Annotated in this window: 13 protein-coding genes; 10 read left to right on the top strand and 3 right to left on the bottom strand. The window is 70.9% G+C overall.

Going from position 1 to position 14,874, the window contains the following annotated elements; translation table 11 throughout:
- The first annotated feature begins 42 nt into the window (after positions 1 to 42).
- From ACIOD2_RS20250 to ACIOD2_RS20235, 4 genes are all read left to right on the top strand, one after another.
- On the top strand, positions 43 to 654 hold the full coding sequence (locus ACIOD2_RS20250; protein WP_400539976.1) for a hypothetical protein: 612 nt from the start codon (positions 43 to 45) through the stop codon (positions 652 to 654).
- Positions 655 to 1,821, top strand: a complete 1,167-nt coding sequence (locus ACIOD2_RS20245) for a glutathionylspermidine synthase family protein (protein ID WP_400539974.1) — start codon at positions 655 to 657, stop codon at positions 1,819 to 1,821.
- Between the two features lie 44 nt (positions 1,822 to 1,865).
- Positions 1,866 to 2,318: a DUF350 domain-containing protein gene (locus ACIOD2_RS20240; RefSeq protein ID WP_400539972.1), complete on the top strand. Its 453-nt coding sequence runs from the start codon at positions 1,866 to 1,868 to the stop codon at positions 2,316 to 2,318.
- Positions 2,319 to 2,388: 70 nt separating this feature from the next.
- Positions 2,389 to 3,294 carry a haloalkane dehalogenase gene (locus tag ACIOD2_RS20235; RefSeq protein ID WP_400539970.1) on the top strand — a complete coding sequence of 302 codons (906 nt, stop codon included), beginning with the start codon at positions 2,389 to 2,391 and terminating at the stop codon, positions 3,292 to 3,294.
- A gap of 166 nt (positions 3,295 to 3,460) precedes the next feature.
- On the opposite strand, the gene ACIOD2_RS20230 is transcribed toward ACIOD2_RS20235, so the two are convergent.
- Positions 3,461 to 4,753: an aspartate aminotransferase family protein gene (locus tag ACIOD2_RS20230; RefSeq protein ID WP_400539968.1), complete on the bottom strand. Its 1,293-nt coding sequence runs from the start codon at positions 4,751 to 4,753 to the stop codon at positions 3,461 to 3,463.
- A gap of 120 nt (positions 4,754 to 4,873) precedes the next feature.
- Between ACIOD2_RS20230 and serS the strand changes: the two genes are divergently transcribed.
- Together serS and ACIOD2_RS20220 are read left to right on the top strand one after the other, a co-directional pair.
- Positions 4,874 to 6,136 (top strand): serine--tRNA ligase, encoded by a 1,263-nt coding sequence (gene serS / locus ACIOD2_RS20225; protein ID WP_400539966.1) that lies wholly within the window; start codon positions 4,874 to 4,876, stop codon positions 6,134 to 6,136.
- Between the two features lie 71 nt (positions 6,137 to 6,207).
- Positions 6,208 to 7,209 (top strand): DUF3558 family protein, encoded by a 1,002-nt coding sequence (locus ACIOD2_RS20220; RefSeq protein WP_400539964.1) that lies wholly within the window; start codon positions 6,208 to 6,210, stop codon positions 7,207 to 7,209.
- Here ACIOD2_RS20220 and lhgO read toward each other — a convergent pair.
- Positions 7,206 to 8,390, bottom strand: a complete 1,185-nt coding sequence (lhgO, locus tag ACIOD2_RS20215) for an L-2-hydroxyglutarate oxidase (protein WP_400539962.1) — start codon at positions 8,388 to 8,390, stop codon at positions 7,206 to 7,208. The two genes, ACIOD2_RS20220 and lhgO, sit on opposite strands and share 4 nt — an antisense overlap.
- A 95-nt stretch (positions 8,391 to 8,485) precedes the next feature.
- Between lhgO and ACIOD2_RS20210 the strand changes: the two genes are divergently transcribed.
- Positions 8,486 to 9,082, top strand: a complete 597-nt coding sequence (locus ACIOD2_RS20210; protein ID WP_400539960.1) for a TetR/AcrR family transcriptional regulator — start codon at positions 8,486 to 8,488, stop codon at positions 9,080 to 9,082.
- Positions 9,079 to 9,567, top strand: coding sequence for a nuclear transport factor 2 family protein (locus ACIOD2_RS20205; RefSeq protein WP_400539958.1), 489 nt, complete (start codon positions 9,079 to 9,081; stop codon positions 9,565 to 9,567). Before ACIOD2_RS20210 ends, ACIOD2_RS20205 begins: the two co-directional genes overlap by 4 nt.
- Here ACIOD2_RS20205 and ACIOD2_RS20200 read toward each other — a convergent pair.
- Positions 9,545 to 12,646, bottom strand: a complete 3,102-nt coding sequence (locus ACIOD2_RS20200; protein WP_400539956.1) for a BTAD domain-containing putative transcriptional regulator — start codon at positions 12,644 to 12,646, stop codon at positions 9,545 to 9,547. The genes ACIOD2_RS20205 and ACIOD2_RS20200 overlap by 23 nt on opposite strands.
- 127 nt (positions 12,647 to 12,773) lie before the next feature.
- Here ACIOD2_RS20200 and ACIOD2_RS20195 point away from each other — a divergent pair, with 127 nt between their 5' ends.
- A complete protein-coding gene (locus ACIOD2_RS20195) occupies positions 12,774 to 13,907 on the top strand; it encodes a DegT/DnrJ/EryC1/StrS family aminotransferase (RefSeq protein ID WP_400539954.1) in 1,134 nt (377 codons plus the stop codon).
- Between the two features lie 23 nt (positions 13,908 to 13,930).
- A complete protein-coding gene (locus tag ACIOD2_RS20190) occupies positions 13,931 to 14,860 on the top strand; it encodes an NAD-dependent epimerase/dehydratase family protein (protein WP_400539952.1) in 930 nt (309 codons plus the stop codon).
- Positions 14,861 to 14,874 lie beyond the last annotated feature (14 nt).

The raw sequence follows: 14,874 nt of genomic DNA, 5'->3' as shown, positions 1-14,874 counted from the left end.
GGTGGTCACGGTTTCGTGGTGGCCGGTGATTACGGAGCGTATATGACGCAGGACAACAACACTGGGGACCAGCCGCCCCCGGAGCCGCCGAAGCGCGGTTCCATGAGGTTCCAGGACTCCAGCACGCAACGGCGCGAGCCTTCGCTCGCCGAACAGCGAGCCCGTCAGCAGGCGCTCGCCCAGGAAGAACGCGACGAGGAACTGGCCCGTCAGGCGGACGCCAAGGCGGCCACCCGGCGCAAGATCCTCATCGGCAGCGGCGTCACGGTCGGGCTCGTCGGCCTGGTCGCGACGTTCTACGCGGTCGCGAAGCCGGCCGGTGACGTCACCGCCGTCTGCACCGACTCGAACGGCATCGTCCAGGGCGACGACAACTGCGACGAGACGTACGTGACCAGTCACGGCGGGTACTCCAGCGGTGGCTTCCTGTTCCTGCCGATCGGCGGGGGCGGCTACAACAGCTACCGGTACAACTACGGCGGCTCCGGCACCATCGGCCAGCGCGTGTCGGGTGGTTCCTACGACGCGCCGTCGTCGCGGACCAGCGTCAACACCAAGTCGGGCAAGTCCGTCCAGCGCGGCGGCTTCGGCATCAGCGGCAAGAGCGGCGGCACCGGGAGCACCGGCGGCACCGGCAAGAGTGGGGGATCGTAGGTGTACCGGGACCGGCGTGAGCCGCGGCGCGACTGGCAGCGGATCGTCGAGGAGCAGGGGCTCGTCTACGGCACGCCGGCCCGTGACAGCAGCGGCCGGGTGCGGCCGTACTGGGACGAGTCCGTGCACTACGTCTTCGACATGGACGAGGTCCTCTCGCTCGAAGCCGACGTCGAACTGCTGCACTCGATGTGCCTGGAGGCAGTCGACAACGTCGTGACGACCGAGGGCTACCAGCGCTTCGGCATCCCGGAGTGGGTCTGGCCGCACATCGCGGAGTCGTGGAAGCGGCAGGACCCGCACGTCTACGGCCGGTTCGACCTGCGCTACGACGGCAAGTCGCCGGCGAAGCTGCTCGAGTACAACGCGGACACGCCGACGACGCTGCTGGAGGCCTCGCTGCTCCAGTGGCACTGGAAGACCGACGTCTTCCCGGACGACGACCAGTGGAACTCGATCCACGAGAAGCTCGTCGAGCGGTGGGCGTTCCTGCAGGACAAACTGCCGTCCAACGAGCTGCACTTCACCTGGTCGGCGGCCGACCCGTCCGGCGAGGACAACGTCACCACGGCCTACCTGCAGGAGACGGCGGCCGAGGCCGGCCTGGACACCGTGGGCCTGGCGATCGAGGAGGTCGGCTGGGACCCGGTGCTCAAGCGGTTCGTCGACCTCGAAGAGCAGCAGATGGCGACCGTGCTGAAGCTGTACCCGTGGGAGTGGCTGGTCGACGAGGAGTTCGGCCGCAACGCCGTCGAGTCGCTGCCGCGGACGCTGTGGGTCGAGCCGCTCTGGAAGATGATCCTCTCCAACAAGACGCTGCTGGCGGTCCTGTGGGAGAACTACCCGGGCCACCCGAACCTGCTGCCCGCGTTCGCCGACGACCCCGGCATCCTCACCGAGTACGTCCGCAAGCCGAAACTGGGCCGCGAGGGGGCGAACGTCCAGATCGTCGCCACCGGCTACGAGACCCAGACCGACGGCGTCTACGGCGCCGAAGGGTTCGTCTACCAGGCGTTCGACCCGCTGCCCGAGTTCGACGGTTACCGGCCGGCGCTCGGCGCGTGGATCGTCGGCGACAGCTCCGCGGGGCTGGGCATCCGGGAGACCGGCGGCCTGGTCACCGACGACGGTGCGGCATTCGTCCCACACCGCATCCCCGAGTCGTGATACAACACCGCTGCTGATCAGCTCTTTTTCCTGGGAGAGAACTCGTGAACACGACCCTTGCGCTGTCCGACACGTTCGGCTCCGACCTCGTGCGGGGGATCGGCGCGATCCTGCTCTACGGCGTCATCGGCCTGCTGCTGATGTTCGCCGGCTTCTACGCCATCGACTGGACCACGCCCGGCAAGCTGTCGAAGCTGGTGCACGCGGGCCTGCCGAACGCGGTGATCGTGACCTCGTCCGGCCTGCTCGCGATGTCGTTCATCGTCGTCGTGGCGATCTTCAACTCGGCGAGCGACCTCACCGAGGGCCTGATCACCTCGCTCGTCTACGGCCTGCTCGGGATCATCGTCCAGGTGGTCGCCGTCCGGCTGCTGGAGTGGGCGACCCGCATCGACGTGGCGTCGACCATCGAGAGCGAGAAGTTCGCCCCGGTGAGCATCGTCGTCGCGGCCGCGCACATCGGCCTCGGCCTCGTCGTGGCGGTCGGCATTTCCTGATCCGGTGGCATCCAGGTGAGCCGGGCCACGTGCGTGGCCCGGCTCTCTTGTTCCCACTAGCGTGGGGTTCGTGCGCCTGCTGAGGACACCGGACGACCGGTTCACGGACCTGCCCGACTTCCCCTTCGAGCCGCGGTACGTCGAGCTCGACGACCCGCACGGCGGCGTGATCAGAGTTGGCTACGTCGAGGCCGGCCCCGCGGACGGTCCACCGGTGCTGCTGCTGCACGGTGAGCCCAGCTGGTCGTACCTCTACCGCAAGATGCTGCCGGTGCTGGCCGCCGCCGGGCTGCGCGCCATCGCGCCCGACCTGGTCGGTTTCGGCCGGTCCGACAAGCCCGGCGACATGGTCGACCACACCTACGCCCGGCACGTCGAGTGGATGCGCGGGTTCGCGTTCGACGCCCTGGACCTGCGTGACGTCACGCTCGTCGGCCAGGACTGGGGCGGCCTGATCGGGCTGCGCCTGGTCGCGGAGCACCCCTCGCGTTTCGCGCGTGTGGTGGCGTCCAACACGGGCCTGCCGACCGGCGACCACGACATGCCGGCCGTCTGGCACGCCTTCCGCGAGGCCATCGAGAAGGCCCAGGTGCTGGACGTCGCCCGGTTCGTCCAGTCGGGCTGCAACTCCTCGCTTTCGCCCGAGGTGCGCGCGGCGTACGACGCACCGTTCCCGAACGAGATGTACAAGGCCGCGCCGAGGGCGATGCCCCGCCTGGTGCCCTACCAGCCGGACAACCCGGCGTCGGCGGCCAACCGCGAAGCCTGGAAGACCCTCGTGGAGCTGGACGTCCCGTTCCTGGTGGCCTTCTCCGACGGCGACCCGATCACGGGTGGCCTGGCCCCGGTCCTGCAGCGGTCCCTGAAGGGCGCGCAGGGCCTGGAGCACCCGGTGATCGCGGGCGCGGGTCACTTCCTGCAGGAAGACGCCGGCGAGGAACTGGCCGAGCACGTGGTGCGCTTCGTCTGGGGCTGAGCAGCCCCCGATTTCCACGCTACCGAGGCAGGCCGACAGTTCCGCTCGCCCAAAGCCGTGAAGGCCACCTTGAGGGACTCAGAGTCCCTCAAGGTGGCCTTCACGGCTTTCACGGACCCGGGAGTGTCAGGCCCTCCCGTTAGGCTGGAATCGGGGGCTGCTCAGCTCAGGCGAGTGCCGCGTGGGTGGCCGCCAGCGCGTCGACCAGGATGTCCAAGCCCTCCTGGGCCTCGTCTGCCGTCAAGGTCATCGGCGGGCCGAGCCGCAGGACGTTGCCGTGCAGGCCGCCCTTGCCGATCAGCAGGCCGCGCTTCTTCGTTTCCTCCAGCATTCGCGCGGCCGCCGGAACATGGGGAGAAGTCGTGCCCGGCTTGATCAGCTCGATGCCGATCATCAGGCCCTTGCCGCGGACCTCGGCGACGATCGGCGAATCGGCGGCACGCAGACCGTCGAGCAGTTGACGGCCCCGGGCCGCGCAGTTCGCCTGCAGGTCGTGGTCCTTGATGTAGTCGAGCACGGCCGTCGCGCCGGCCATCGAGACCGGGTTGCCGCCGAACGTCGAGAACGACTGGGCCTGGAAGCAGTCGAGGACGTCGCCGCGGGCGACCACGCCGCCCACCGCGAGGCCGTTGCCGAGGCCCTTCGCGAACGTCATCATGTCCGGCGTGACGCCGTGGGCGTCGATGCCCCAGAAGTGCTCGCCCGTGCGGCCCCAGCCGGTCTGGACCTCGTCGGAGATGAACAGCACCCCGTAGGAATCGAGCACCTCCTTCATCGCCCGGAACAGGCCGTCCGGCGGCAGGCTGAAGCCGCCGACACCCTGGATCGGCTCGGCGATCAGGCAGGCGACGTCGCCCGCGGTCGCCGTGTCCAGGACGTCGACCAGGTCGGCGACGCAGGCCTTGATGTAGTCGGCGTCCGACAGGTCGCGGAACGGGCTTCGATAGCGATAGCCGCCGTGGACGTAGTTGACCTTGACCGGGCTCAGCGCCGACGCCGACCAGCCGCGGTTGCCGGTGATCGCGACCGTCCCGAACGAGCGGCCGTGGTAGGAGTTCCGCATCGCCAGCACCTGGTTGCTGCGCCGGAACTGCGTCGCGAGCATCAGCGCGGTGTCGTTGGCCTCGCTGCCGGAGTTGGTGAAGAACATCTTGGCATCCGGGATGCCCGAAAGCGCGGCGATCCGTTCGGCCAGCTCGACCTGCGAGCGGATCAGGTACAGCGTCGAGGTGTGCAGGATGCCGGTGTCGAGCTGCTTGCGGACCGCGTCGCCGATCTCCGCGACGTCGTAGCCCATCGAGTTCGTCAGCACGCCGGCGAAGAAGTCGAGGTAGGTGCGGCCCTGCGAGTCGGTCATCCGCCGGTCGTGCGCGTGCACGATCTCGATCGGCTCCTCGTAGAGCAGCGACATCCAGGACGGCATCACAGCGCGGTGGCGGGCGAGCAGCTCGTCGGTCATCGGGGCGCCTCCTCGGGGTCTCCCAGAAGTATGAGGAGGCCGCGAAGAGCGCTTCAACGATCAGACTGTCGGGATAACCCAGTAGGGACGCACAGTCTGTACGGACTACCCTCTGTCTTCGTGATTGACCCCAGGACTCTGCGCGATGACCCGGAAGCCGTGCGCGCGTCGCAGCGCGCCCGTGGCGAGGACGAAGGAGTGGTCGACAAGCTGCTCTCCCTCGACTCCCGGCGCCGCTCCTCGATCGCGGCCGCGGACAAGCTGCGCAACGAGCAGAAGCTCCTGGGCAAGCAGATCCCGAAGGCCCCGCCGGAGGAGAAGCAGCAGCTGCTGGCCACGGCCAAGGAGCTCGCCGCCCAGGTCAAGGCGGCCGAGGCGGAGCAGAACACGTCGTCGGAGGAGTTCGACCAGCTCTTCCGGACCGTGGCGAACCTCGTGCACCCGGACGCGCCGGTCGGCGGCGAAGACGACTTCGCCGTCGTCAAGCACGTCGGCGAGCCCACCAAGTTCGACTTCACCCCGCGCGACCACCTCGACCTGCTCGAAGCGCTCGGCGGCGTCGACATGGAACGCGGCGCGAAGGTGTCCGGCTCGCGGTTCTACTTCCTCACCGGCGTCGGCGCGCAGCTGCAGCTCGGCCTGCTCAACATGGCCATCGCGCAGGCGCTGGAAAACGGCTTCACGCCGATGATCACGCCGTCGCTGGTGCGCCCCGAGATCATGGCCGGCACCGGCTTCCTCGGCCAGCACTCGAGCGAGATCTACCACCTCCAGGACGACGACCTGTACCTCGTCGGCACGTCGGAGGTGCCGCTCGCCGGCTTCCACGCCGACGAGATCCTCGACCTGAACGACGACGCGAAGCGCTACGCGGGCTGGTCGTCCTGCTACCGCCGCGAGGCCGGCTCGTACGGCAAGGACACCCGCGGCATCATCCGCGTGCACCAGTTCGACAAGGTCGAGATGTTCGTCTACACCAAGCCGGAGGACGCCGAGGCCGAGCACGAGCGGCTGCTCGGCTGGGAAGAGCAGATGCTCGCGAAGATCGAGGTGCCCTACCGGGTGATCGACACCGCGACCGGCGACCTCGGCACGTCCGCGCACCGCAAGTTCGACTGCGAGGCGTGGGTCCCGAGCCAGGAGGCTTACCGCGAGCTGACCTCGACGTCCAACTGCACGACGTTCCAGGCCCGTCGCCTCTCGGTCCGCTACCGCGGCGAGAACGGCAAGCCGCTGATCGCCGCGACGCTCAACGGCACGCTCGCCACCACGCGGTGGATCGTCGCGATCATCGAGAACCACCAGCAGGAGGACGGCTCCGTGCGCGTCCCGGAGGCGCTGCGCCCGTTCGTCGGCGGCAAGGAAGTCCTCACGCCGCGCTGAATCCGGCGGATCCCCGGTGCTCTCCCGTTCGTCCCAGTATCGTGCGGGCCGAACGGGAGAGGACTCAACGTATGCGCGTGAAGTGGCAGGTCGTGGTGGCCGTGGCGGCCCTGACCGTGGTGTCCGGCTGCACGGTGGCGGTCGGCGGATCGGCGTCGCCGGTGCCGGGTCAGGGTGCGATCGTCAAGGACATCGACGCCTGCACGCTGCTCGACGAGGGCCAGCTCGACGCCCTCGGCTACGAGACCAAGGGCCGCTCGGTCCAGGAGAACAAGGACCGGCTCCAGACGCCGATGTGCCTGTGGAGCACGAAGGAAGACGTCGAGCCGTCGGCCCTCCTCAACGTCGGCTACACGACGGACATCGACTTCAACGAGTACATCGCCGGCGCCGTGCCGAAGTCCGAGCCGCAGCAGATCGCCGGGTTCACCTGGACCCAGTACCCGTCGATCATCGGCGACGACTGCGTGCTGTACGCGCTGCTCGGTGACAAGTCCTTCGCGTACGTGAGCGTCTCGGAACCGCCGCTGGACAAGGCGTGCGAGCTGGCCAAGGCGGTGGTCCCGCAGGTCGCGGCGCACCTGCCCGGCGGGCAGGACGCGCCGTCGATCACCCCGACGGGGCCGGCGAAGGCCGAGCCGGGCGGGCCGCTGCTGTCGGTCGACCCGTGCACGATGCTGAAGCCGGATCAGGTCGCGCAGCTGCCCAACATCAAGCCCGAGGGCGAAAAGGACAACTCCTCCGCGGTGCCGAACGCGACGTTCTGCCTGTGGGACGACACCGACGGCGACGAAGGCCAGAAGGCGTTCGAGGTCTGGTTCGGCCCGAGCACCCCGGTGACCGAGTGGCCCGGCGCGAAGGGCGTCCCGGCGACCGAGACCGTCGACGTCGGCGGCAAGAAGTGGGGCATCTTCCCGAACATGGGTGGCCTCCGCGCGACCTGCGGCGCGACCCTGGCCATCACGGACACGTCGTCGGTGCAGGTCGTCAGCGGGTTCGTCGGGGACGACACCAAGACGTGCGACCTCGTGAAGAAGGGCCTGCCGCTGGTGACGCCGAACCTGCCGGGCTAGGCGGACACCTGGTCGGCGATGTGGCGCGCGATCTCCAGCGCGCTCGTCGCGGCCGGTGACGGCGCGTTCAGGACGTGCACCTGGTCACGCGCGGTCTCGATGAGGAAGTCGTCGACGAGCGAGCCGTCGCGGCGCATCGCCTGCGCGCGGACGCCCGAGCCGTGGCGGACGATGTCGTCCTCGGTGACGGCCGGGACGAGCCGGGCGAGGCTCGCGGCGAAACGCTTCTTCGAGAACGAGCGCCGCACCTCGTCGAGCCCGGTCGGGAACGCGTACTTCTTCGCGAGCCGCCAGACGCCGGGGAACGCGGCGACCTCGGCGACGTCCTTCGCGGAGAAGTCGGCCCAGCGGTAACCCTCGCGGCGCAGCGCGAGCACGGCGTTGGGGCCGGCGTGCACGCTGCCGTCGAGCATGCGCGTGAGGTGCACGCCGAGGAACGGCAGCGTCGGGTCCGGCACCGGGTAGATCAGGCCCTTGACCAGGCCGCGGCGTTCGGGCTTGAGCTCGTAGTACTCACCGCGGAACGGCACGATCTTCGCGGACGGCGTCAGCCCGGCCAGCCGCGCGACCCGGTCGGAGTGCAGACCCGCGCAGTTGACGAGCCCGTCCGCGACGACGACGTCGTTGCCCGTGGCCACTTCGACGCCGCCGTTGCTGCCGGAGCGGATGGCCAGCGCCGGGCTGTTCAGCCGCAGGTCGACACCCGCTTCGTCGAGCAGCCGCACGAGCGCCTGGCAGACGGCGGGGAAGTCGATGATCCCGGTCGACTCGACGCGCAGCGCGGCGACGCAGGAGACCTCCGGCTCGTACTCACGCGCTTCGGCAGGCGAGATCTTCTTGGCGGGCACACCGTTCGCCTCGGCCCGCTCGGCGAGCGTGTTGAGAGCGGGGATCTCCTTCTCGTCGGTGGCGACGACGAGCTTCCCGCACACCTCCACCGGCACGCCGTACTGGCGCGCGAAGTCCACGATGGACCGGTTGCCCGCGACGGACATCCGCGCCTTGAAGGAGCCGGGCTTGTAGTAGAGCCCGGCGTGGACGACGTTCGAGTTGTGCCCGGTCTGGTGCGCCGCCCACCGCGGCTCCTTCTCCAGCACGGTCACGTCCAGCCCGCGCCTGGTCAGCTCCCAGGCCACGGCCAGACCGACGATCCCACCCCCGACGACCACCACGTTGCGCACGATCGACCAGGCTACGCGAGTCCCCGGTCCGCGCTGCCTCCTGGCGTTACCTAACGTCCGTCAGGTAACGTACCTAACCGATGTCAGGTAAGCGGTTGACCCGGGAAGCGCGGCGCGAGCTGATCCTCGCCGCGGCCGCCGACGTGTTCGCCTCGGCGGGCTACGACGCGGCCGGCATGCGCGAAGTCGCGGCGGCGGCCGGAATCAGCACGCCGGTGCTCTACGACCACTTCCCGTCGAAGGCGGAGCTGTACGCGGCCCTGCTGGCGTCCGAAGTGGACGACCTGCTGGCCGGCTGGGCCGAGCTGCCGCCGTCGAATGACCCGGAGGTGCTGCTGCGCAGCCGCGTGTCCGCGATCTTCGCGTGGATCGAAACCCACGGGCGGGGCTGGCGGATGATCTTCGCGGAGTCTCCGTCGGACCCGGCGGTCGCGGCGACGCACCGGGCGGGCCAGCACCGGGCGACGGCCAACCTGACGTCGCTGTTCCACGGTTTCCCGAGCCTCGACCTGACCGCCCGCATCCCGCGCGCGCTGGCCGACGAGGTACTGGCGGACGCGAGCAAGAGCGCGCTGAACGCGGTGGCGACCTGGTGGTGGCGCCACCGCGAGGTCCCGCGCGACGAGGTCGTGGCGCTGACGGTGGACCTGCTGTGGCGCGGCCTGGCCGCACTGACCAAGGGGGAGCGATGAGCACCGAGACGTACCGGACCGCCGCGGAGACGGGCGACGTGGACCTGGCGATGACCGCGTTCGCCGCGGACGCGGTGCTGCACTCACCGCTGACTTCGCGGGTGCGCTTCACCGGGCACGCCGAACTGCGGGCGCTGATCGAGGTGGCGTACTCGCACCTGACGGAGATCCGCTTCCACACGGACGTCGGCGACGAGCGGACCCGGGTGGTCGTCTACACCGCACGCATCGGCGGCGAGCCGATCGAAGAAGCGGCACTGCTGCGGCTGGACGACGAGGGCCTGATCCGCGAAGTGACGTTGTTCGTGCGGACGCTGCCGGGGCTGGTGGCGCTGATGGACCGGTTCGGTCCGGACATCGCCCGGCGCAACGGCCGCCGGTGGGCCGCGCGCGTGCTCGGCGTCGCGACGAAACCGCTGCTGGCGATGGTGAAGTCGGGTGACCGGTACGCGGTCCCGCTGGTCAGTCCGCCAGCCCGGCCGTAGTCAGGGCCTTCTGGGCGCTCATCCCCAGTCCCACCACGTAGGCCTGTTCGAAACCCGCCGCTCCCAACGACTCTCGGACCCGGGCCCGGACCGCCGAGACGTCCGGGTCGCCGCTGATCGCCGTGCCGCGCACGGCCGCCGCCGCGCCCAGCAGCACCGCCGCCTGTTCCGGGTGGACGGCCGCGCCGGCCAGGCCCTCCAGGGCGAACGCCACGACGTCACCCGCGTGCCACCGGCGGCCGACCTGCAACGCCTCGCGGTACAGCCCGGCCGCGTCGGACACCCGGCCTTCGCCCAGGGCCAGCCAGCCCAGCGAGATCAACGCCGCCGCGTGGGCCGTCTCCGCCGCGAACGAGCCGCCTTCGCACTCCGCCAGCGCCCGTTCGCACCACGACCGGGCCGTCGGCAGGTCACCGTCCAAGCGGGACAGGGTGGCCAGGCCGATGTAGGCCGCCGCGCGGGACTCCGGCATGCCCGACCGGCGGGCCGTCGACTCCGCGAGCTCGTAGTCCGCCCGCGCGCCCGCGTGGTCACCCTGCAGCAGGCGGGTCCAGGCGCGGCGGGTGATCAGGTCCGCGGCGTCGTCCGTCGCGCCCAGCTGGTGCATCAACGCCAGCGACTCGTCCATCTTCACCAGCGCCTCGGCGTACTCGCCCCGCCAGCTCAGCAGCTGCGAAAGGTGGTCCAGGGCCATCGAAAGACCCCACCGCTCGCCGAGCTCGCCGAACTGCAGCGCGCCCTCGCGCAGGCCCTCCTCGGCCTGGACGAGGTCGCCGGTCATCATCGAGCGCAGGCCGAGGCCCATCGGGACCATCGCCCACGTCCACGGCTCGCCGTGCGCCAGCATCACTTCGCCGCGCCCGTACATCTCGGCGTCGTCGGCGGGCGGCCCGATCACGACGGCCAGCAGCATGATCAGCATCGGGTGCCGCGGCGACCACATCGAGTCCCTGGCGTACCGGCGGGCCAGCGGCACGTACGGCGCCAGCGCCTCCTCACCCGGCATCCCGGCCAGGGCGCTGAGCAGGCAGAGCAGGAACTCCTCGAGGTACTCCGCCTGCACCTCCGGCCCGCAGCGCTTGACGACCTCGAGCGACAGCACCGCGCCCTCGAACCGCCGTCCGCGCATCCACCAGTACATCGCCAGCGACGTGACCAGCCGGACCGCGATGACGACGTCCGCGTCGGCCGCCCAGCGCAGCGCCGCCAGGACGTTGTCGTAGTCGGCGTCGATCCGGGCCAGCCAGTCCAGCTGCGCCGCCGTCCGCAGCATCGGGTCCGCCTCTTCGGCGAACCGCAGGAAGTACTCGGCGTGTGCGCGGTGCAGGGTGTCCGTCTCGCCCGCTTCGGCGAGCTTCTCCGCGCCGAACGCGCGGATCGTCTCCAGCATCCGGAACCGCCCGCCGACGGCCTCGACCAGCGACTTGTCGGCCAGCTCCGGCAGCACGGCGTCGTCCGCGCCGCACACTTCGGCCGCCGCCGCGAGGGTCGCGCCGCCGGGGAAGACCGTCATGCGCCGCGCCAGCCGCCGCTCCTCGTCGTCGAGCAGGTCCCAGCTCCATTCGACGACACCGCGCAGCGACCGGTGCCGCTCCTCGGCCGTGCGGCTGCCGCGGGCGAGCAGCCGGAACCGGTCGTCGAGGCGGGCCGCGATCTCGCCGACCGGCAGCGTCCGGACGCGAGCCGCGGCCAGCTCCAGCGCGAGCGGCAGGCCGTCGAGGGCGGCGCAGATGTGCTGGACGTCGCCGATCGTCGACTCGTCGAGGGCGAACGCGGGGTCGCTCGCGGCCGCGCGGTCCGCGAACAGCCGGACGGCCGGGAACTCGCCGGCCCGTGCGGCGGACGTCCCGGGCGGCGGCACGGCCAGCCGCGGCACCGGCGCCAGCTGCTCGCCGGTGATCCCGAGCGGCTCGCGGCTGGTGGCCAGCACCCGCAGGCCGGGGCACGCGCCGAGCAGCCGCCCGGCCAGCCGGGCCGCGGCGTCGACGACGTGCTCGCAGTTGTCGAGCACGAGCAACGTCGTGCGGTCGCGCAGCGCCGCGATCAGCCGGTCGGCCGGGTCCTGCGCCTCGCGCTGCCGCAGCGCGGTGTCCCGCAGGCCCAGCGCGCCGAGCACCGCGCCGACGACCTCGGCGCCGCCGTGGGGCGCCAGCTCGACGAACGCGACCGGCCCTTCGACGACCGCGGCGGTTTCGATCGCCAGCCGGGTCTTGCCGGTGCCGCCCGGCCCGAGCAGCGTGACGAGCCGGGCGCGCGCCAGCAGCTCCGAGACCTGCCGCAGCTCGGCGTCGCGGCCGACGAAGCTGGTCAGCTGCGCGGGCAGCGCCGGGATCGTCGGCTTCTCGGTCTCGCCGCGCAGCACGGCGAGGTGGACCTCGGCGAGCTCCGGGCCGGGGTCGGCACCCAGCTCGTCGGCCAGGGTGCGGCGGGCGTCCTCGAACGCGGCCAGCGCGTCGGCGGACCGGCCGGCGACGTGCAGCGCGCGGACGAGCTGCGCGCGCGGCCGCTCCCGCAGGGGGTGCGCGGCGACCGTCTCGCGCAGCCCGGCGAGGACGTCCTCGGCTTGGCCGAGGGCCAGCCGGGCCTCGACGTGGTCGTCGGCCGCCTCGGCCCGCAGCTCCGCGAGCCGGGTGGCCTGGGTGACGGCGAAGGGCGCGTCCGCCAAGTCGCTGAAGGCGTCCCCGCGCCACAGCGCCAGCGCTTCACCCAGCACGTCGGCGGCTCGTGCGTGCTCCGAGGCCTTCAGCAGCGCACGGCCTTCGCGCACGAGCCGTTCGAAGGCGAGTGCGTCCACTTCGTCCGGTTCGACGTCGAGGCGGTAGCCCGCCGTGGTGAACTCGACCGGCGCGAGGTCCTTCAGGGCCGTCCGCAGCCGGGACACCTGGGACTGGAGGGCGTTGGCCGCGCCGTCCGGCGGGTGCTCGCCGTACATCCCGTCGATCAGCCGCTCGGCCGGGACGAACCGGCCGGCCTCGAGCGCGAGCAGCGCCAGGAGGGTTCGCGACCGCGGGCCGCCCACCGCCACCTGCGTGCCGTCCGGGCGCCACGCGGCGACGGCCCCCAGCACCCCGAATCGCATGTGCCCAGCGTAAGACGTTCGGCGAGGCGCCGTGGGGATCACTCGAAAGTGGGGTTCGGCGTGGGGCTGTCAACCGAATGATCCGGCGTATATACACTTCGCCGGGTCCCCACGCAATGGGAGAGGTATGCCGACCGACAGCATTGCCCTAGGTCAACCGACCGTGGGCGAAGAAGAGCTAGCCGCCGTCGCCGAGGTCTTCCGGTCCGGCTGGCTGGCCGGGGCCGGTCCGGCGTGCCGCCGTTTCGAGGAACGGTTCGCGCAGGTCACCGGCACGGCCCACGCGCTGGCGACCGCGAACTGCGGTTCGGCCCTCTTCCTCGGCCTCAAGGTGCTGGGTGTCCAGCCCGGTGACGAGGTCATCGTCGGTGACTACACGTTCCCGGCGACGGGCCACGCGGTCGTCCAGGCCGGCGCCACCCCGGTGTTCGCCGACATCCGCCCGGACGTCTTCAGCGCCGACCCGGCGCACGTCGAAGCCCTGATCACCCCGCGGACCGTCGGCATCCTCGCCGTCGACGTCGCGGGCCAGCCGGGCGACTTCGACGAGTACCGCGCGATCGCCGACAAGCACGGCCTCTGGCTCTTCGAGGACGCCGCCTGCGCCGCGGGCGCGACGTACAAGACGCGCCCGGCCGGCAGCCTCGCCGACCTCGCCGCGTTCTCCTTCCACGGCCGCAAGGGCATCACCGCCGGTGAGGGCGGCGCGCTCGTCTCGGACCGCGAAGACCTCATCGCGCACGCCCGCAAGCTGCACACCTACGGCATCGAGCCGGCGATCAGCCGCGAAGGCTCGAACACGCTGCCGATCCCCGAATTCCACGAGCTCGGGTACAACTTCCGCATGTCGGACGTGCAGGCCGCAATCATGGGCGTCCAGCTCGACCGCCTGCCGGACCTGCTCGCCGCCCGCCGCTCGGTCGCGAAGCGCTACCACGAGGCGTTCGACGACGTCAGCGCCCTGACCGTCCCCGTCGAGCTGCCCGACCGCGAGCACCCGTGGCAGGCCTACCTGCTCACGGTCGCCCCGTCGATCAGCCGCGACACGCTGGCCCTGCGCATCCGCGAGCAGGGTGTCCAGTGCAACTTCGGCACCTACGCCTCCCACCTCCAGCCGATCTACGGCCCCCAGACCCCGCTGCCCGTGTCGGCCGACGCGTTCGCGCGTCAGCTCGCCATCCCCATGCACGCCAACCTGACGGACGCCGAAGTGGCGCGCGTCGGCGAGGTCGTGCGCGCCGCCGTGCAGTCACTGTCCTGAAGCCACCGACCGAGGAGAAATTGGTGTCCGACAAAAAGGTCCTGTTCACCGGGGCCGGTGGGTTCATCGCCGCACACGTCATCCCCCTGCTGATCGAGGGCGGCTACACCGTCCGCATCTTCGACAACATGACCCGCGGCGACCGCGCGCGCGTCGACGAGTTCGTCGCCACCGGCAAGGTCGAGCTCGTCGAGCAGGACGTCCGCTACGGCGGCGCGGTCCGCGAGGCCATGCGCGGCTGCACGCACGTCATCCACTTCGCCACGGTGTCGATCAACAAGTCGATCGCCGACCCGGCCGAGTCGATCGACATCAACATGGTCGGCAACCACAACGTCTTCGCCGCGGCCGCCGACGAGTGTGTCGAGCGACTCGTGTTCGCCTCGACCGCGTCGGTCTACGGCGAGCCGAAGCGGCTGCCGATGCACGAGGACGACGAGCTCAAGCCGCTCACGCCGTACTGCATCTCGAAGCGCGCCGGCGAGGACATGCTCGGCTTCTACGAGCGCACCAAGGGCCTGTCCTGGAACGCGCTGCGCTTCTTCAACGTGTACGGCCCGGGCCAGAAGATCGAGGCCTACTACACCTCGGTGATCAACCACTTCATCCAGCGCCTGCGCGCCGGCCAGCCGCCGATCATCGACGGCCGCGGCGACCAGTCGATGGACTTCGTGCACGTCGCCGACCTGGCGCGCGCGGTCGTCGCGGCGCTGGAGTCGGAGCAGGCGAACCTGCCGATCAACATCGGCACCGGCATCGACACCTCGATCGCCGCGCTGGCCAAGATCCTCATCGAGGCCGTCGGCGTCGACGTCGAGCCGCTGTTCAACGAACGCGACGTGCTGGTCACGCGCCGCGCCGCCGACATCACCCGCGCCCGCGACGTGCTCGGCTGGGAGCCGCGGATCACTGTCGAAGAGGGCATGCGGCAGCTGGTCAAGGACTCCGAGTGAGCACCACCGCGGGC

This window comes from Amycolatopsis sp. NPDC088138 (assembly GCF_044741685.1).
Classification (GTDB): domain Bacteria; phylum Actinomycetota; class Actinomycetes; order Mycobacteriales; family Pseudonocardiaceae; genus Amycolatopsis.
The sequence above is the reverse complement of the archived record's forward strand: the minus strand, read 5'-3'. Positions and strand labels throughout refer to the sequence as shown.